The sequence below is a fragment of the Sphingobium sp. genome, from assembly GCF_049304695.1.
Classification (GTDB): domain Bacteria; phylum Pseudomonadota; class Alphaproteobacteria; order Sphingomonadales; family Sphingomonadaceae; genus Sphingobium.
On the sequence record NZ_JBAQOK010000007.1, the window covers coordinates 21,608 to 40,188 of the forward strand.

An 18,581-nucleotide genomic window follows, 5' to 3' on the forward strand; every position below is an offset into this window, starting at 1 on the left:
GAGGGGCACACCCCAAAGAGTATCCGCATGTCCCCCCTTCGCGATCGCGCTTCTGCCTCTGTCCTCTACGCCCTTCTTGCGCTGCTATTGGTGCTGCCTTTCGTCGCCGACCTGATTTTTCCGCTCGGCACGGCGGTTTGGGTGGCGTATCTTTTACCCGTCGTCCTCGCCTATTTGGCTGGGCGTCCGCAGACACCGCTGGTCGTCGCTGCGCTCGTAACCCTGCTGACGATCGCCGGTTTTACGATGGCGCCTGCGGGCATCGATCCCGCGGTCGCTGCGATGAACCGGATACTGGGTGCAGGCGTCACATGGATATTGGCGGGTGTTGGCTTCTTCTTCATCCGCAACCGCAATGCCATTCGACGGGAGGAGTGGTTGCAGGCCGGGCAAGTCGGCCTGAGCGACGCAGTTGGCGGGGAGCAGCCGCTAGATCAACTCAGCCGCAACGCCTTGGCCTTTCTCACCGACTATATGGGTGCCAGTGTCGGTGCATTTTTCATCCGTACCGACGATGGTTTTTACCGTCATGCCAGTTATGGCGTACCGACCGATGCTGGGGTGCCGGACCGGTTTGGTCCCAACGACGGGCTGCTTGCAGAAGCCGCACGCGATGGACGCAGCCGATTGCTGGAGACCGTGCCCGAAGGCTATCTTTATTATGGATCGGGCCTTGGCCGGAGCAAACCGCATCAGCTGCTGATCGCCACGGCCAGTGCGGACGGCATGGTCAACGCTGTAATTGAACTGGGTCTGGACGCGGGCGACGCGACACTGGCGCAGGAACTGCTGGCGCGCGTCGGCACTCAGCTGGGCGTCACCATCCGGTCGGGCAAATATCGCGCACGCCTGCGTGAACTGCTGGAGGAAACCCAGCAGCAGGCCGAAGAGCTTCAGGCGCAGAGCGAGGAGCTGCTTGCGAATAATGATGAACTGGAAACCCAGAGCCGTCAGTTGCAGGACACCGCCGCCCGGCTGGAAGTGCAGCAAGGCGAACTGGAACAGAGCAATGCCCAGCTGGAGGAACAGGCGCGGCAGCTGGAAATCCAGCGCGACGACCTGACCCGCGCGCAGACTTCGCTCCAGCACCAGGCAAGCGATCTGGAGCAGGCAAGCCGTTACAAGTCGGAATTTCTTGCCAATATGAGCCATGAGCTGCGCACGCCGCTCAACTCACTGCTCATCATGGCGCGCCTTTTGGCAGAAAACCGCGCGGGCAACCTGTCCGCCGAGCAGGTCCGTCATGCCGAAACGATCGAAACCTCCGGCAACGACCTGCTGACCCTGATCAACGACATTCTCGACATTTCGAAGATCGAGGCGGGCAAACTGGAACTGCAACCCCGCCGCGTGGCGATCGCGCCGATGTTCGACAAGCTGAAAGCGATCTTCGGCGCGTCCACACAGGCCAAGCGGCTCGCTTTCGAGATCGAGACCCACGCAGACACGACGCATATCGAAACCGACCCCCAGCGAGTCGAACAGGTACTCAAGAACTTCCTGTCCAACGCGATAAAATTCACCGATCGTGGTACAATAGCCCTGTCTGCCGCTCCCCATGTCGATGGCCGCATAGCCTTCACCGTGCGCGACACCGGCGTCGGAATCCCCGAAGAGCAGCAGCAAGTGATCTTCGAAGCTTTTCGTCAGGCAGACGGGACGGTCAGCCGGAAATATGGCGGCACTGGCCTTGGCCTTTCTATCTCGCGCGAACTGGCCCGACTGCTAGGCGGTGAAGTGATGGTGGAAAGCGTCGCGGGCGAAGGCAGCGCTTTCTCGCTGGTCCTGCCGCAGACTTTCGATGCAACGCTTGCCTCGCAGCCGGCCGTTGCGCCCGCCGAGCCGACCCGATCGCGTCCGTCCAACCCGACCCCGCCCCGATTGCGCACCGCCATCGCTGCGCAAGACGATCGCGAAAGCCTGGCTGGCGATGCGCGTATCATCCTGATCGTGGAAGACGATCCAATCTTCGCAGGCATTTTGTGCGACATTGCCCATGAACAGGGATTCCAATGCCTGATCGCCGGGACCGCCGATGAAGGCGCTCTGATGGCGCGGCAATATGTGCCGCACGCAGTCATTCTTGATATGAACCTGCCCGATCATACCGGACTGTCGGTATTGGACCGGATCAAGCGGGACGTGCGCACGCGCCACATCCCCGTCCATGTCGTGTCGGTCGATGACGACAGCCGCGCTGCCATGTCCAGCGGCGCCATCGGTTATCTGTTCAAACCGGTACGGCGCGAGCAACTGGTCGATATGCTCGAAGGACTGGAAGCACGCATGGCGCAACGGATGCGTCGTGTGCTGGTGGTGGAGGATGATGCACAACAGGCGCAAAGCATCAAGCTGCTACTCGCTTCGCGCGACGTGGAGACACTGGAGGCTCATTCCGCCGCCCAATGTTTCGATATGCTGGGGCGTGAGACGTTTGACTGCATGGTGCTGGACCTTAACCTGCCTGACGCATCCGGCCTGGACTTGCTTGAGTGGCTGAGCGTCGATGAAAGCGTCGGTTTCCCGCCGGTCATCGTCTACACCGGGCGCGACCTGTCGCCCGACGAGGAATTGCGTCTGCGCAAATATTCCAAGTCGATCATCGTGAAGGGCGCGAAATCGCCCGAACGGCTGCTGGATGAAGTCACGCTGTTCCTGCACCAGATTGTTTCCGAACTGCCCGAACCGCAGCAACAGCTGATTGCCAGGTCAATCAACCGCGATGAGGCGCTGGCCGGTCGCAATATCTTGGTCGTAGAAGACGATATTCGGAACGTTTATGCCCTGACGAGCATTTTTGAACCCCATGGGGTTCATGTTCGTATCGCTCGCAATGGTCGGGAAGCGCTGTCCGCGCTCGACGAATCGGCGCGCTCGCTCGCTGCGCCTGTCGATCTTGTATTGATGGACGTGATGATGCCGGAGATGGACGGGCTGACGGCTACACGGGAAATCCGCGCCCAACCTTGGGGCAAATCAATGCCGATCATCGCACTGACTGCCAAGGCGATGGCGCGCGATCAGCAGGATTGCCTGAACGCTGGCGCGAACGACTATCTGGCCAAGCCGCTGGACGTCGATAAACTGCTTAGCTTGGTACGCGTATGGATGCCGCGCTGATGGAAGATATCGTCTTCGCCGCGCATGAAGAGATCGAGCTGGATTTGCTGCTGGAAGCGGTCTGGCGGCATTATCATTATGACTTTCGCAGCTATTCGCGCGGATCGCTGAGACGACGAATGGTTCGCGCGCAACAGCATTTTGGGTGTGGCAGCCTGTCGGAACTGCAACATCGGATGCTGCGCGACGCCGGCGCCTTTACCGAACTGATGGGCTTCCTGACGATACAGGTAAGCGAAATGTTTCGCGACCCGGCCTATTTTCGCTCTTTGCGGGAAAAGGTCATCCCGCATCTGCGGACCTACCCCTCGCTGAAAATCTGGATCGCAGGCTGTGCCAATGGGGAGGAATTTTATTCGCTGGCCATCCTGTTCCGGGAAGAGGGGCTGGAGGATCGCACGATATTCTATTGCACAGACATCAGCCCCGCCGCGTTAGAGCGGGCGCAGGCTGGCATCTATAGCCAGGATCACATCGCCCACTTCACCGACAATCACCGACAGTCTGGCGGCAAGACGTCCCTGTCTGATTATTACACCGCAGCCTATGGAGCAGCCGTGTTCGACAAGTCGCTGCGTCGCCGTGCCGTGTTTGCCGAACATAATCTGGCCAGCGATGAGGTATTTTCCGAGGTGCATCTGGTGTCCAGCCGTAACGTGCTGATCTATTTCGATCGCGACCTGCAGGATCGAGCGCTTGGCCTGTTCGGGCAATCGCTGGTGCGCGGCGGCTTCCTGGGACTTGGCTCGCGTGAAACGTTGCGCTTTTCATCCCATGCAGACGGCTTTGCTGATTTCGACGCGAGCGAAAAAATTTTCCGGCGCAACAGCTGCTCGCTCGTGGAGGCAAGCCATGCAGCCTGAGCCGATTAAAATTCTGGCCGTCGATGATGTGCCGGAAAATCTCTATGCCCTTGAAGCGCTGCTGCGCCGGGAGGACGTGGAACTGTTGCAGGCGCGGTCGGGGATCGAAGCGCTCGAACTGCTGCTGGTCCACGACGTCGCGCTGGCGCTGCTGGACGTGCAGATGCCGGGTATGGACGGATTTGAGCTGGCCGAACTGATGCGTGGGACCGACCGCACCCGCCGCGTGCCTATCATCTTTTTGACCGCCGTAGCGACTGATGAACGGCGGCGATTCCGCGGCTATGAAACCGGCGCTGTCGATTATCTGCTCAAGCCCGTGGAAGCACAGATCGTCCGCAGCAAGGTCGATATTTTTGTCGAACTGGCGCGGCAGCGGCAGGAACTGGCGCGCCAGCGCGACGATCACGCTGCCGCTCTGGCGCGATTGACCGCGCATAGCGATAACTCTCCACTCGCGCTGGTCGAACTGGATGCGCAGCAGCATATCATTTCCTGGTCGAAAGGCGCGGAGCGGATCTTCGGGTGGCGTTCGGTTGAGGTCGAAGGCTTCGGCGCGAGCGAGGTCAAATGGCTCGACGCCGATCAGTCGATGGATTTCGCCACGCTGATGAACGACATGATTTGCGGCACCCTGCCCCGCGCCACGCGAACGTTGCGCTTCCACACCGCCGAAGGGATGGCGCTCGATTGTGAATGCTACTGCTCCGCGCTGCGCGACACGGCGGAGCGGCTGATTTCCATCAACCTGCAAATTCTGGATATTACCGATCGCAAACGGGCCGAGGATATGCAGAAGCTGCTGATCGGCGAACTCAACCATCGGGTGAAAAATACGCTGGCGTCGGTGCAGGCGATCGCAACCCAGACGCTGCGCCATTCTGCCGGTCCTTCGGACTTTGCGCCGACCTTCATCGGGCGCATCCATGCCCTTGCCAGCGCCCATTCTCTGTTGAGCGGGGCGACATGGCAAGTGGCCAGCCTGCGCGAACTGATCGAAGGGCAATTGTCGATCGGCGCAGTGGATGCGGACCGCTTCGCCTTTGTCGGCCCCGCTCTCGACCTGCCGCCCGAACCGGCGCTGCATCTTGCCCTCGTGCTGCATGAACTGGTGACAAACGCTCATAAATATGGCGCGCTGTCGGCGCCGAACGGTCGGGTCCGGCTGGAATGGCAAGTGGTGGATGACCGGCTGGTGCTTGAGTGGAGCGAACATGGTGGTGTGCCTGTTGCACCGCCGTCCCGACGTGGGTTCGGTACAGCGCTCATCGAACGAAGCCTTCGGGCTGATGGCGGTAGCGCGCAGCCCCATTATACGGATGAGGGCATGGGCTGGACGCTGACCCTGCCCTATCTATCCGGCTCGCGCCATCGCGGGCCTCGGATACGGCCCAAGGTCACGTCGCGCGCCACGCCTGCGGCAAGCGAGATTTCCGCTCTGACCGGTAAGCGTATCCTTCTGATCGAGGACGAACCGCTCATAGCCTTTGAACTGGCGGCGATATTGGAGGATGCGGGCGTGACGCTGGTCGGCCCGGCCCCCACTGTGGCCAGCGCACTGGAAATGATCGCCGCAATGGATGTCGATGGTGCACTGCTCGATGGCAATCTTCAGGGTGATACGGTCGATCCCGTTGCCGTAGCGCTCACCCGCCGCAGCATTCCATTCTTGTTCGTGACTGGTTATGGCAGCGAAAACCTGCCCATTGGGTTTGAGCATGTCGGGATTGTAGGTAAGCCTTTCGATACGCATCATTTGCTGGCCGCCGTCAGTGCGATGTGGGACAGCACGCCGTCCCACATCAGCGATGCGGACAGTTCACGGACTGCCTGATTCCAGCACGTCCCGAATTTTGCGCGCCAGTCCGGCATAGGTGAACGGCTTGGCGATCAACTCCACCCCCGGCTCCAGTCGACCGCCCTGGTCGATGGCGTTACGGGTATAGCCGCTGGTGTAGAGCACCCGCAGCGCAGGTTGCGCCACCCGTGCCCGATCCGCCAGTTCGCTGCCCGACATGCCGGGCATCACGACGTCGGTGAACAGCAGGTCGATCGGCACATCCTGCCTTTCCAGCAGGCGCAGTGCGGACATGCCGTCATGCGCCTCCAGCACGCGGTAGCCGATTTCGCGCAGCGTCTCCACGGTATAGGCGCGCACGTCATCGTCATCCTCGACTACCAAAATAGTCTCCGTACGAGGCAGGACTTCGGTGGCGGCAATGCTGGCTGCTTCGACATCCAGTTCGTCCTGTATCGCGACCTTGGGTAGGTAGAGGCGAACATGAGTCCCGACGCCCAACTCGGAGCAGATGAGGACATGGCCGCCTGATTGTTTGACGAAACCATAGACCTGGCTGAGGCCAAGACCGGTGCCTTTGCCCACCTCCTTGGTGGTGAAGAAGGGTTCGAATACACGCGCCAAAGTCTCGCGGCTCATCCCTTCTCCCGTGTCCGACACGGTAATCACGACATAGTCGCCCGGCACCAGTTCGAACTCGGCAGCAGCTTCCTTGGCATCGACGGTGGCGTTGGCCGTTTCCACCGTCAACCGACCACCGCCGGGCATCGCGTCACGCGCGTTGACGGCGAGGTTGAGGATGGTGTTTTCCAACTGGTTGGGGTCTGCCTCCGCCCGCCACAGGTCCGGCGCGGCTACCACGTCCAAAGCAATCGTTTCCCCCAGCGCGCGACCGATCAGGTCTGACATGCCCGCCACCAGCACGCCTGCATCAATCGCCTTGGGAGCGAGTGGCTGGCGGCGTGAAAAGGCGAGTAGGCGCTGCGTCAGCGCGGCGGCGCGCTCTGCGCCCTTTTGCGCATTGTCGAGCGAACGGGCGATCCGGCTGGTTTCCCCTGCTTCCAATGCACGGCGCGCGATGTCCGTGCTACCCATGATAATGGTCAACAGGTTGTTGAAGTCATGCGCGATGCCGCCGGTCAATTGACCGACCGCTTCCATCTTCTGCGACTGGCGCAACGCCTCCTCCGCTTCCAGCAACTGACGGGTGCGTTCTTCCACCCGCTGTTCCAGACTGGCGTTGAGGTCGGCCAGCGCCAGTACGGCGCGCACCCGCTCCACATGCGCCCATGACCGTTCGGCAACTGCATTGATGAGCCGCAGTTCCGCCTCGCCCCACATATAAGGCACATGATGGTGGATCGCCATCAGCGCAGTCAGTCGCCCCGCCTTGACCAGCGGTATGCAGATGGTCGCGGCAATCCCCATCGCCTGAAAAATGGCCGATTCATGCGGCGCAATCTCGGTCGCATTGTCGTTGAGGATTAGCGGTTGGCCTGCGCGCAGCCGTTCCACGGCCAGCACACCGAAATCGGTCAGGCGATAGTGGCCCACAATCGATGGCGATCCAGGAGCGGCCCAGTCGCCACGAATCGTAAAGCCGTTCGCATCGCTGTCCATGTCGGCATAGGCGCAGTTGGAAATATCCAGATGCGTCACAACCATGCGCGTCGTGATGGCCATGATCTCGTCCGGGCTGGTGGCCAGCGAAATCTGGCGCGTCAGGTCGTCCAGGAATAGCAGGCGGCTTTCATTGGCCTGGATCGTTTCTTCCTGCCGCCGCCGTTCGGTCACGTCAGTATGGATGCCGACCCATTCGGAAATGCCGCCCGCCCCATCCATCATCGGCACGGCGCGGATGGAATAGCGCCGCCACTGGCCATCGGCGCAGCGCACACGATGTTCGAACATGAACATCTGGCGCTGTTCCACCGCCCGTTGCCAGGCGTCGATCGTTGCCTGGGCATCGTCGGGGTGGACCGCATCGGCCCATCCATAGCCCTGATAATCGGCCTCACTCTGACCCGTCAGCGCGGCCCACCCCGGCTGCGGACCGTGCATGTGCCCGTCCGCGCTGTTGGTCCAGACATGACCGTCGATCGCTGCCACGGCGGCGCGGAAACGATCGTTGCTGACGGATAATGCCTGTTCGCGCTCATGCCGTTCGGTCAGGTCGAGCATCGCGCCGATCATTCGCGACGCCTGCCCTTCCGCGTCACGGATGATGAAGCCGCGATCCAGCACCGGGGCATAGCGGCCATCGGCGCAGAGGAAGCGATATTCGGCGGTCCATTTGACGCCACCGCCATCGATCGCGGCATGGATGCTGCGGTCGATCCGGTCGCGGTCGTCGGGATGGATATGCCCGATCCACCACGCGCCATCGGGACCGACCGTGGCGAGTTCGTGGCCATAAGCGCTGTGGATGGCGGCGTTCCACTGCACGGCGTCGGTGGCGAAATTCCAGTCCCAGATCGCGTCGTTGGTCGCGCGTCCGACCAGCAGATAGCGTTCCTCTATCCCGCGCAGCGCCTGCGCCTGCGCTTCACTTTGCCGGATCGTCTTGCGCAGTTCGAGCAGGGTCATCACCTGCCGCGCGAGCACTTCGAGCACCAGTCGCTGATGTTCGGTGATGCCATCGGGACGGGGTGAGCGGTCCAGCACGCATACGGTGCCGATCGGCAAGCCCTGCGGACTGCGCAGCAATGCCCCGGCGTAGAAGCGCAGGCCATTGTTCGGCGTCACCAGCGGGTTGCAGACGAAACGCGGGTCGTCGCGCGTGTCGGGCACGACCATCAGTTCGTCCTGAAGGATCGCATGCGCGCAGATCGACACGTCGATCGGCAGTTCGCGCGCGCCGATGCCGACTTCCGCCTTGAACCATTGGCGGTTACCCGCGATCAAGTTGACGACGGAAATCGGCGCGCCGAAGGTTTCGGACGCAAGCCGCACGATATCCTCGAAATCCGCCTCCGTCGGGGTATCGAGAATGGCGTAGCTGTCCAGCGCCGCGAGCCGGTCGCTTTCCGACCAGGGACGGCCAATGGGCGCTGAAGGGGAATCTGAATGCATCACCCCCGATTAGCAGCGCGGGACGGACGCATCACGATAATCTTTGCACGCTTCGTCGTTATTTGGTCGCTTTGCGATCAGGGCATATATCGGGCGGCGGTGGGACAGGAAGCAGTTTGACGGCTGAACCGATTGTGCCAAAAGCGGCACGAGGATGATCGACGGCCCGCGCCAATGGCCGCACAGGAAGAAACAGACACTTTATGAGCTTTGCCATTCCCGTCGCGGAACAGACGTTCCTGCTGGACCATGTTGCCGACCTGCCAGCGCTGATCGCGTCAGGACGATGGCCCGACCTGTCGGCGGATGTCGTCGCGGCGATCGTGGAGGGTGGCGCGGCTTTTGCGGAGAGCGAATATGCGCCGCTCAACCGGATCGGCGACAGCCAGGGCGCACAGTGGCATGACGGCAAGGTCATGATGCCCGCTGGCTTTCGCGATGCCTATCAGGCGTTCGTCGCCAATGGATGGGGCACATTGTCCGGCGCGGTGGAGCATGGCGGACAGGGGTTGCCCGCGACACTGGCGCTGGTGATGATGGAAAATCTGGGCACGGCCAATATGGGCTTTTCCCTGATCAACATGCTGACGCCCGGCGCGGTCGAGGCGCTCAGCGCGCATGGCAGTGCGGACCAGCAGGCGCGGTGGTTGCCCAAGCTGATTACGGGCGAATGGTCGGGCACGATGAACCTGACGGAATCGCAGGCGGGGTCCGATGTGGGCGCTCTGATTTCCAGAGTGAGGACCACAGATAATGGACTTTATGCAATTAAGGGGCAGAAGATATTCATTACCTTTGGCGACCATGACCTGACCGACAATATCGTCCATCTGGTGTTGGCGCGCACCCCCGGCGCACCAGCCGGGCCAAAAGGTATCTCTTTGTTTTTAGTGCCTAAATTCTGGCCGGATGCGGATGGAAATCCTACGCAGGACAATGACGTGCGGTGCGTGTCGATCGAGCATAAGCTGGGCATCCATGCGTCGCCCACCTGCGTCATGGTATTTGGCGATGAAGACCGGTGTCTGGGCGAACTGGTGGGCGCGGAGAATGGCGGACTGGCCGCGATGTTCACGATGATGAACAATGCGCGGCTGAACGTCGCAAGCCAGGGCGTGCAGATCGGCGAGCGGGCGATGCAGCAGGCCGTCGCCTTTGCCGCCGAGCGCGTCCAGTCGGCCCGCGCGGACGGATCGTCAGGCCGCAGCCCTGTGCCAATCATCGAGCATCCCGATGTGCAACGCATGCTGTTGCGCATGAAGGCGCTGGTGCAGGCGGCGCGCGCGCTGACCTATTATGCAGCGGGGCAGATCGACCGAGGGCATCAGGGCGACGCGCAAGCGGCCAGCCGCGCCGCGCTGCTGATCCCGCTAGCAAAAGCCTATTGCACCGACATCGGATGCGAGGTCGCGTCGATCGGCATTCAGGTGCATGGCGGGGTCGGCTATGTCGAGGAAACCGGCGCGGCGCAGCATCTGCGCGACGCGCGCATCGCCCCGATCTACGAAGGCACCAACGGGATTCAGGCGATCGATTTCGTGTCGCGCAAGCTGATGGCGGACAATGGCGCGGCGATGGCGGCGTTGATCGCCGACATACGTGCCGATCGGGCTGTGACGCCCACGCTGCTGGCGCTGGCGGATGCGGTCGAGGCCTGCGTTGCCAAGGCGCTGGCAGCCGAGACCAATGCGCGGCTTTCGGTCGCCTATCCGCTGCTGACGATGAGCGCGGTGATGGTCTGCGGCTGGCTTATGGCGCGCCAGACGTCTGCTGCGCAGGCACAGGCGGAGGCAGGCGATAGTGCGCCTTTCCTGCGGATGAAGCAGGCGGTGGCGGCATTCTATCTGGACCTGATCGTGCCCGAAGCGGCAGGATTGCAGGCGGCAGCGACGGCGCGCGCACAACCCTATAGCGCGCTGACCAGCGAGGATCTGCTATTGTGAGGGAACGATTGCGCGCATGCGGCGTCCATCGCCCATGACAGCACCCACAATCATCGACATTCCCCATCAATTAGGTCGCGAGGAAGCCAAGCGGCGCATGGCGGCGGGCGTCGGCAAGCTGGCGTCGCATATACCCGGCGGCGCGGCGAGGGTCACATCGTCCTGGCCGAGCGCCGACCGATTGGCGCTGACCGTGGCGACGATGGGCGTGGAAGTGCCCTGCACGGTCGATGCCGAAGACAGCCGGTTGCGCGTAACGCTTCAGTTGCCGGGGATGCTGGGCCTGATGGCGGGGCCGATCGCAGGGATCGTGCAAAAGCAGGGCGAGCGATTGATGCTGGAAGACAAGAGCGCCGATAAGACGGCTTAGCCGAGGCGTCCGGCGTGCGATTTCCATTTACCGGCTTTGAACGGGATGCGATAATCGGCGTGTTAGACGGAAAAGGCGACACTGGTGGAAGTGGAAGTCAGTGCAGAGGCGAAAGATAAGCGCCTCAACCGGATGGTGGCGATCACGGTCGTCATCCTGTCGGTCTTTACCGGGGTTTGTAACATCAAGGACGGTAATCTGGTCCAGGCGATGCAGCAGGCCCAATCGGATTCGGTCGATAGCTGGAACGAGTATCAGGCGACCAAGACCAAATTGCATATCGCCCAGACGGCGCGCGAGCAGATTGCCGTTTTCGTCAATGGCGAGAGGGCGGCGCAGGCCCAGGCGGTCGAGCACAAGCTGGATGGCGAAATCGCGAAATATCAGGGGGAAATCCCCAAGCTGCTTCGGCAGGCGAAGGGCTATTCCGACCAATATGATGCCCTTAACGTGCATGACGATCAGTTCGATGCGAGCGAGGCTTTGATTTCGACGGCTATCTCACTGGCGGCGGTCGCCGCGCTTTGCGAAAGCGCGTGGCTGCTGTCGGCTAGCTGGATTTTCGGGGCGTTCGGGATGTTTCTGGGCGTCTGCGGTTTTGCGCGCTGGGCCTTTCACCCCGATATATTGAGCAACTTTCTGGGGTAAGCGTCAGGTGATCCGCCAGATCGCGCAGAGCAGGCCGACGATGACTGCTGGCGCGAGTGCGAGGTAGAGACGGCGGCGCGGAACCGCAGCGCCACCCATGATGTCCGCGATCAGAAATGCGGCTGCGATGGCGGTGCCCGTGACCGTCCAGAGGTGATAGCGCAGTTCGGACGATACGCTGAAGACCAGATAGCCCATCCCATATGCGAAGGTCGAAGCGGTCAGCGGGACGATCAGCCAGCGTGAAGGCAGCGTGGATGACGGGGCCGATGACAGGGCCAGCAGGCCGCCGGACAAGGCGATCCACCAGATCGGCCAGCCCAGCGGGCTATGCGTGCTCCCGTTCGCCAAATGGGTAATAGTCCGCAATCCGGCGTTGGAAGGAACGACGAAGCCCCAGTCATTGTCGATGGCCCTGTCCGGGGCCGGTCCCTGCACTTCGTCGTGGACGAGGAAGCGGGTGTTGATGTTGAAATGGGCAAGCCGGTGCTGCGCATAGGCAATGGGATGAGCGATGATCGCGCGCGCTAGCAGAACGTAGGCGTTGACGCCTGTCTCGGTGACTTTGGCGTCGATCCGGTCGAAACTGATCGGGCAAGGCGGATCGGCCCAGGATGAGTAGAAGTCCCATTTTTCCGGACGATAGCAGCATGCATTGACGGCAACGGGATTGGCGACGCCGATCGCGGGGAACATATCGACGCCGCTGTGCAGGGTGATACCGCCCAGGTCGAAGATGACCAGCGAGAGACGGACGTCGCTGTCGTCGGCGCCGATCGCTTTATTGGCGAGCGGCATGGATGCCATGACCGCGATAGTCGCGATCACGGACGTCATCGCCATGCGGAGCGGGGATCGCCGCCAGTGGATCGGTAACAGCGCGACCAGCAGCGGCACCGTCGCGAGAAACGCATTGAAGCGCAGCAGTCCGGCGCAGAACAGCAGCAGCATAGCGATGAGCCGGACGCCCCAGCGCCGGTCCGGGCCGCTCCATGCGTAAAGGCCGACTGCGGTGAGCAGCAGTCCCTGCATCAGGCAATCCTTGAGCACCGCGCCCATGATCGCGAGCGGAAAGGGCATCACGGCGCAAAGGGCGACGAGGATAGCCGCCCTGCGTCGGCGCAGGCGGATCGCGCTGGCGATGAGAAGGGCGTAGCCCGTCCAGTAGAGGCCAAGCTGGATCAGGTACATGGGTGCGGCACCGGGATGGATGCGAATCAATTGCCGCCACAGCCACGCCATCGCCGGGGGATGCCAGTCGTCGTAAACGCCCGACAAGGCCTGCTCATATTGGTTGATAGCGTCCCAGGTGATGATGCCGGGCCAATAGGATGATCCCTGTATGAGGGCGGCGGCCAGCATGAGGATGGCGATGACCGCCAGCATGCGCCATGACGTCGATAGGGGTTGGGGTCGGGGTTGGGCAGGAGGCGCTTTTGTCACTGTGCGCAATTAGCCGACCATGACGATAGTGGATAGACAAATGAACGCAGGGCGCAGGCCGCCCGGCTTTTCATCGCGCCAGTGCCACAGTCACGACGGCCTGCAATCCACCCAGCCTGCTTTCCTGCAACTCCAGCCTGCCGCCGTGCAGGGTGACAAGATCGCGCACGATGGCGAGGCCAAAGCCATGGCCGCCAAGACCTTCGTCGAGGCGTACGCCGGATGTCATGGCCGCTTCGCGCTGGTCGGGCGGGATGCCGGGGCCGTCGTCATCTATGGCGATGGCGACATGGTCAGCCTGCACTATCATGGTCACGGTGACGATGGTTCGAGCGTGTCGCGCCGCATTGTCGAGCAGGTTGCCGATGATTTCGGTGAGGTCATGGGCATCGACTGCGACCATGAGGTCGACTGCTATGTCAGCGTCGATCGTGACGTCGCGGTGCAGTGTGCCGATCGTTGCGGTGAGGTCGGCGATAACGGGGGCGGCGCGGGTCGTCGCACGGCGACCGATGGCTGCTGTCCGGGCGCGGGCCAGATGGTGGCGGATAACGCCGTCGATCCGCTGCACCTGCGCCGACGCAGATGGATCATGCCCGACCGTCAGCGCCAGCGTCGCGACGGGCGTCTTGAGCGCATGGGCGAGGTTTGCGGCGGAGGCGCGGGCAGACGTCAGCGCAGCGGCGCTGTCGGTGGCCAAGGCGTTGAGTTCGATCGCCAAGGGTCTGAGTTCGGCGGGCTGATCTTCGTCCACTGCGCCACGCGTGCCATTGCGGATGCCCGCCACCTGATCCCGCAGGGCCAACACCGGGCGTAGTCCGAGGCGGAGTTGCACAAGGGCCGCGATCGCGAAGATGATGGCCAGCACCAGTATGACCGTCAGTAGCGGTATGAGCGCAGATCGGATCGGGCGCGCGACGACATCAGCAGGCGCGGCGGCGGATAGCGTAACGGAGCCAGCGGACGTGTCGATCGTGACACGGCGCGCGTGGATCGGGCCTTGCCCATCCGTGCCTTCCAAGGGTGTGGGGGACTGGCGATCGGGCGGTGCGCCCGGTGGGTGCGGTGGCGCGGGGGTCAGTGTTGGGAAATCCGCTGACCCTGTCGCCCCTTGCGGCCCGGCGATCTGCCAGCGCCAACCCGGACCGCCACCCAGCACGGCCAGCCGCTGTTCGAGGCGCGTCCGGTCGACCGAGCCATCGTCGCGCACCGCGCTGGCCATGACGGCGAGCTGCGCGTCGAGACGCTGGTCAAGACCTTGCGTCACGAAGCGTTCGAGGATGCCCAGCATTGCCCAGCCAGCGATGGCAAGCGCAACAAGCGTGGCGAGTGCGGCCATCGCCAGCATCCGCGCGCGCAGCGACCAGCGCGTCATGCGTTGGCCCCGCATTGGAGGCGATAGCCGCGTCCACGCACGGTTTCGATCAGGTGCGCGCCGATTTTGCGACGCAGGCGACCGATGATGACTTCCAGACTGTTGGAATCGACGTCCGCATCCCCTTCATAGACATGATCGAGCAGATCGAGCCGTTCCACCACCACGTCCCGCCGCAGGGTGAGTAGCGAGAGGACGCGCCATTCGAAGGCGGTGAGCCTGAGCGGCAGTCCATCCAGTTCGAATTGTCCGGTCTGGCTTTCGAAGACCAGCGGGCCGCAGGCGATCCGCGATTGCGCATGGCCCGCCGCGCGGCGGACGAGCGCGCGCAGGCGCATCATCAGTTCCTCGACGCGGAATGGTTTGATGAGATAATCGTCCGCGCCTGCCTTGAACGCGGACACTTTGTCGGCCCATGCATCGCGCGCGGTCAGGACCAGAACGGGCATGTCGCGTCCGGCTTCACGCCAGGCAGTCAGCACCTTACCGCCATCCTGCCCCGGCAGGCCGAGGTCGAGCACGGCGGCGTCATAGGGTTCGGTATCGCCCAGATGCTGAGCATCGATGCCGTCGCGCACCAGATCGACCGCGCAATTTTCCGACCGCAGCGCGCGGGCGATGGCTTCGCCCAGATCATGATCGTCTTCCACCAGCAATATGCGCATCCGTTCGCTCCTAGCTTCCCCAGCTAAACCGAAACTGAACCGACAGGTTCAGCGGGGGTCGGGCACGACTCGCTAGGGTGATGCCATCGACAATCAAGGAGAATGACTATGGTCGAGTGGAAACGCCCTACAATAGAAGTATCGCGGCGGACGCGCATCATCACCGGGGCGGCGGCCCTGCTGGCGCTGGGCGCAGCAGGTGGCGCAGGGGCGGTGTCGCTGACACGACCCACCGTAGAGATGGCGCCGACCGTGCCGACCGCGATCGCGCGGCTGGCGCAGACGAGCGGTATCGTCACCGTGAAGGGGCGCGTGGCGGAAGTGTACGGCGACCGCTTCGTGATGCAGGATGGTAGCGGGCGCATATTGGTCGACGCTGGGCGGGGATCGTCGGGCGCGATCAGCACGGGTAGTGGGGTGATGGTGCAGGGTCGTTATGATCAGGGGCAGTTGCGTGCATCCTATCTGGTCGATCCGCAGGGGCAGATCGAGGAGGTCGGCGGACGGCCGCCCCATGGTGGTCCCGGTGGTCCGCGAGGTCCGCGTGGCGACGGCCCGCCGCCTCCTCCTCCACCGCCGCCCGCTGCTGGTCCGGCTGAAGCAGCTCCACCTCCGCCTCCGCCACCCCCGGCGCCGGGTGGGAATGGAGCCGTTCCCCCGCCGCCACCGCCGCCCGCTGCCGACGGCACGCCGTCACCTGCGCCCGTCGCCACGACGCGACGCTGAACGAAAAGACCGCCGCGCCTTACAGGGGGCGCGGCGGTTTGCGTGCTTCAGATATCGGGAAGACGCTGGTCGGCGATGCCCCAGCCTGCCAGTGCGCGCGACGATGCGCGTTCCAGCAGAGTGTCCGCATCCTTGAGTGTGAAGATGTTTGCGCGATCGATGTCACGCAGTTCGTCCCAGCTGACTGGAGCGGCAACCGGGGCAGTGTCGCGTGCGCGCACGCTGTAGGGCAGGATTGCGGTGGCGCCGCGCTGGTTGCGTAGCCAGTCGATGAAGATTTTTCCCTTGCGCTTCGCCTTTGCCATGGTGGCGACGAACCGATCCGGTTCATTCTGTGCCAGCGCCGTGGCGAAACGGTTGGCGAAATCCTTTACCTGCGGCCATTGCGCGTCGGGCGTGAGTGGCACGACGACATGAACGCCCTTTCCCCCCGACAGCATCGCAAAGCTGACCAGGCCCACATCCTCCAGCATCTGATGAATGTCGATAGCGGCGCTTCGCACGGCGGCAAAGTCCAGTCCTTCGTCGGGGTCGAGATCGAAGATCAGCCGATCGGGGCGCTCGACATCCGCGACGCGGCTGCCCCAGCCATGAAATTCGATGCTGCCCATCTGGACGCAGGCCACCAGCCCGTCAATGTCGCGGACATATAGATAGTCGGCATCGCTGCCATCCTTTTCACGGATAGGGACATGCGCGACATGATCGCCAAAACTGCCACTGTCATGTTTCTGGAAGAAGCATTTTTTGGCGCGCCCCTGCGGACATCGGACCAGGCTGATGGGACGATCGATCACCCAAGGCAGCATGATAGTGCCGATCTGCGCATAATAGTCAGCCAGCGCGCCCTTCGTGATGTTGGATTCAGGAAAGAGCAGTCTGTCGCGATTGCTGACGACGACGTCGCTTTCCACCGGAGTTGGAACGGCGATGGCTGCTTCAGGCTTTACCATATCGGCGGCCTTATCCTCACGCAGGCCCAGAAAGCTGGCGTGGCGCAGCACATGGTCACTGGTAAATTCGGCATAGGCGATTTCGGCGACGAGTTTGGGCCTGACCCATGTCGCGTCCCGAACCTGCGCGTCCGGCGCGTCGAGCGGGGCTGTCTGGCGCTCCAGACGCTTGAGCTTTTGCAGCAGCATGGCGATGGTATCACCATCGAAGCCCGTGCCGACCTTTCCCGCATAGGTTAAAGTCCCGTCGCGATACTGGCCCAGCAGCAGGCTTTTCAACGCACGCCCGCGCGCGGCGCTCGGCAGCCAGCCGACGATGACGAATTCCTCCCGGCGCGTGCATTTGACCTTGAGCCAGTTCTTCGTCCGCTTGCCGCGATAGGGCGCATCGGCCCGCTTGGCGATGATGCCCTCCTGCCCCGCCTCGCACATAGCCCGGAACAGTTTTTCGCCCGCTCCCGTCACATGATCGGCCACGTGAATGATGTCCGTACCATTGCCGAGCAGCGCAGCCAGACGCTGCTTGCGCTCGATATTGGTGAGCGCCGTCACGTCCTGACCATTGGCTTCGAGCAGGTCGAAGGCGAAAAGATGGAGGTCGCCTGTCCGTTCACCCTTTAATATTTTTTGCAGTGTCGAAAAATCGGGATTGCCGCGATCGTCCATCGCCACGATTTCGCCATCGATCAAGGCTGGTGGCAGATCCATGCCCTCCGCACTAAGCGCGATGGCGGAAAAACGGTCGGTCCAGTCCAGCCCGGTTCGGGTGAATATCCGCGCCTTGTCCCCTGCCACACTCAAAAGGCAGCGATAGCCGTCATATTTGATTTCATGCAGCCAGCCATTACCGGTCGGAACATCATCGACCAGCGTGGCAAGTTGTGGATCACGGAAAGCTGGCGGCTGGGCGTTACGCTGTCTGGTCGCCCTGCTGGACCGTGGCGTGCTGGACGGTCGAGCGGAAGCAGCCTGCTGCATCGCCTGATCGAAGGCCTTGCCCCGTTTGCCCTTCAACGAGATCGGGGGGGCATCGGCCGTGATCTGCGCCATAGTGCGGCCAGTCTGGACACTGGTCAGCGCGCGCTCGACCAGAGCGTCCCCGGTGCCAGCATGGTCGTCGGCAATCTTGCGCAGCAGCCAGTTTTCGCGCTTTTCCTTTCCTCGCGGTTTCAGGCGGATCAAAAGCCAGTCGCCCTTCATCCGCTCCCCCTGCAATGTGAAATGGAGGTGGCCCTTGTCGAGATCGCTTGCGCTCTTGCCCGCAATCGGCGCCCATGTCCCTTCGTCCCATAGCATGACCGTGCCGCCGCCATATTCGCCCTTGGGAATGACCCCCTCGAACGTGGCATAGGACAGGGGATGGTCTTCGGTCCTTACCGCAAGGCGTTTGTCTTCGGGATCCGGGCTGGGGCCGCGCGTCACCGCCCAGCTTTTGAGAACACCATCGATTTCCAGCCGGAAATCATAATGGAGTCGCGTTGCGTCGTGCTTCTGGACAATGAAGCGATTGCCCTTTCCCGCTGCCGTCCTGCCATGCGGTTCCTTCGTTTTGGCAAAGTCCCTCTTGCGATTATAGTCCGCCAGTGGATCGACGCGGGCCATGGA

General features: G+C 62.5%; 12 protein-coding genes. 7 read left to right on the plus strand and 5 right to left on the minus strand.

Annotated features, from left to right (window positions below):
* The first annotated feature begins 27 nt into the window (after window positions 1–27).
* The 3 genes from WA070_RS00575 to WA070_RS00585 are packed head-to-tail and all read left to right on the plus strand — an operon-like array spanning window position 28 to window position 5,817.
* Window positions 28–3,120: a response regulator gene (locus WA070_RS00575; RefSeq protein ID WP_422632280.1), complete on the plus strand. Its 3,093-nt coding sequence runs from the start codon at window positions 28–30 to the stop codon at window positions 3,118–3,120.
* A complete protein-coding gene (locus WA070_RS00580) occupies window positions 3,105–3,983 on the plus strand; it encodes a CheR family methyltransferase (RefSeq protein ID WP_422632281.1) in 879 nt (292 codons plus the stop codon). The genes WA070_RS00575 and WA070_RS00580 overlap by 16 nt, the downstream gene beginning before the upstream one ends.
* Window positions 3,973–5,817 (plus strand): response regulator, encoded by a 1,845-nt coding sequence (locus WA070_RS00585; protein WP_422632282.1) that lies wholly within the window; start codon window positions 3,973–3,975, stop codon window positions 5,815–5,817. The genes WA070_RS00580 and WA070_RS00585 overlap by 11 nt, the downstream gene beginning before the upstream one ends.
* On the opposite strand, the gene WA070_RS00590 is transcribed toward WA070_RS00585, so the two are convergent.
* Complete coding sequence (locus WA070_RS00590; RefSeq protein WP_422632283.1) at window positions 5,803–8,853, minus strand: PAS domain-containing protein; 3,051 nt, start codon at window positions 8,851–8,853, stop codon at window positions 5,803–5,805. The two genes, WA070_RS00585 and WA070_RS00590, sit on opposite strands and share 15 nt — an antisense overlap.
* Window positions 8,854–9,056: 203 nt before the next feature.
* On the opposite strand from WA070_RS00590, the gene WA070_RS00595 reads away from it, so the two are divergent.
* From WA070_RS00595 to WA070_RS00605, 3 genes are all read left to right on the plus strand, one after another.
* Window positions 9,057–10,796: an acyl-CoA dehydrogenase gene (locus WA070_RS00595; RefSeq protein ID WP_422632284.1), complete on the plus strand. Its 1,740-nt coding sequence runs from the start codon at window positions 9,057–9,059 to the stop codon at window positions 10,794–10,796.
* A gap of 34 nt (window positions 10,797–10,830) precedes the next feature.
* On the plus strand, window positions 10,831–11,166 hold the full coding sequence (locus WA070_RS00600; RefSeq protein WP_422632285.1) for a polyhydroxyalkanoic acid system family protein: 336 nt from the start codon (window positions 10,831–10,833) through the stop codon (window positions 11,164–11,166).
* Between the two features lie 84 nt (window positions 11,167–11,250).
* A complete protein-coding gene (locus WA070_RS00605; protein ID WP_422632286.1) occupies window positions 11,251–11,814 on the plus strand; it encodes a DUF4337 domain-containing protein in 564 nt (187 codons plus the stop codon).
* A gap of 3 nt (window positions 11,815–11,817) precedes the next feature.
* Here WA070_RS00605 and WA070_RS00610 read toward each other — a convergent pair whose 3' ends face one another.
* The 3 genes from WA070_RS00610 to WA070_RS00620 form a co-directional block, all read right to left on the minus strand.
* Window positions 11,818–13,200, minus strand: a complete 1,383-nt coding sequence (locus WA070_RS00610) for a hypothetical protein (RefSeq protein ID WP_422632287.1) — start codon at window positions 13,198–13,200, stop codon at window positions 11,818–11,820.
* Between the two features lie 127 nt (window positions 13,201–13,327).
* Window positions 13,328–14,632: an ATP-binding protein gene (locus WA070_RS00615; protein WP_422632288.1), complete on the minus strand. Its 1,305-nt coding sequence runs from the start codon at window positions 14,630–14,632 to the stop codon at window positions 13,328–13,330.
* Window positions 14,629–15,297, minus strand: coding sequence for a response regulator (locus WA070_RS00620; RefSeq protein ID WP_422632289.1), 669 nt, complete (start codon window positions 15,295–15,297; stop codon window positions 14,629–14,631). Before WA070_RS00620 ends, WA070_RS00615 begins: the two co-directional genes overlap by 4 nt.
* A 108-nt stretch (window positions 15,298–15,405) precedes the next feature.
* Between WA070_RS00620 and WA070_RS00625 the strand changes: the two genes are divergently transcribed.
* The gene (locus tag WA070_RS00625; protein WP_422632290.1) at window positions 15,406–16,023 is read left to right on the plus strand and encodes a hypothetical protein; all 618 of its coding nucleotides are present in this window, start codon (window positions 15,406–15,408) and stop codon (window positions 16,021–16,023) included.
* Window positions 16,024–16,070: 47 nt separating this feature from the next.
* Here WA070_RS00625 and ligD read toward each other — a convergent pair whose 3' ends face one another.
* Complete coding sequence (gene ligD, locus WA070_RS00630; RefSeq protein ID WP_422632291.1) at window positions 16,071–18,578, minus strand: DNA ligase D; 2,508 nt, start codon at window positions 18,576–18,578, stop codon at window positions 16,071–16,073.
* Window positions 18,579–18,581 lie beyond the last annotated feature (3 nt).

Excerpts from the sequence above, each read along its gene's own strand:
- WA070_RS00575 (WP_422632280.1), top strand. The coding sequence starts at position 28 with ATGTCCCCCCTTCGCGATCGCGCTTCTGCCTCTGTCCTCTACGCCCTT.
- WA070_RS00580 (WP_422632281.1), top strand. The coding sequence starts at position 3,105 with ATGGATGCCGCGCTGATGGAAGATATCGTCTTCGCCGCGCATGAAGAG.
- WA070_RS00585 (WP_422632282.1), top strand. The coding sequence starts at position 3,973 with ATGCAGCCTGAGCCGATTAAAATTCTGGCCGTCGATGATGTGCCGGAA.
- WA070_RS00590 (WP_422632283.1), bottom strand. The coding sequence starts at position 8,853 with ATGCATTCAGATTCCCCTTCAGCGCCCATTGGCCGTCCCTGGTCGGAA.
- WA070_RS00595 (WP_422632284.1), top strand. The coding sequence starts at position 9,057 with ATGAGCTTTGCCATTCCCGTCGCGGAACAGACGTTCCTGCTGGACCAT.
- WA070_RS00600 (WP_422632285.1), top strand. The coding sequence starts at position 10,831 with ATGACAGCACCCACAATCATCGACATTCCCCATCAATTAGGTCGCGAG.
- WA070_RS00610 (WP_422632287.1), bottom strand. The coding sequence starts at position 13,200 with ATGCTGGCGGTCATCGCCATCCTCATGCTGGCCGCCGCCCTCATACAG.
- WA070_RS00615 (WP_422632288.1), bottom strand. The coding sequence starts at position 14,632 with ATGACGCGCTGGTCGCTGCGCGCGCGGATGCTGGCGATGGCCGCACTC.
- WA070_RS00620 (WP_422632289.1), bottom strand. The coding sequence starts at position 15,297 with ATGCGCATATTGCTGGTGGAAGACGATCATGATCTGGGCGAAGCCATC.
- WA070_RS00625 (WP_422632290.1), top strand. The coding sequence starts at position 15,406 with ATGGTCGAGTGGAAACGCCCTACAATAGAAGTATCGCGGCGGACGCGC.
- ligD (WP_422632291.1), bottom strand. The coding sequence starts at position 18,578 with ATGGCCCGCGTCGATCCACTGGCGGACTATAATCGCAAGAGGGACTTT.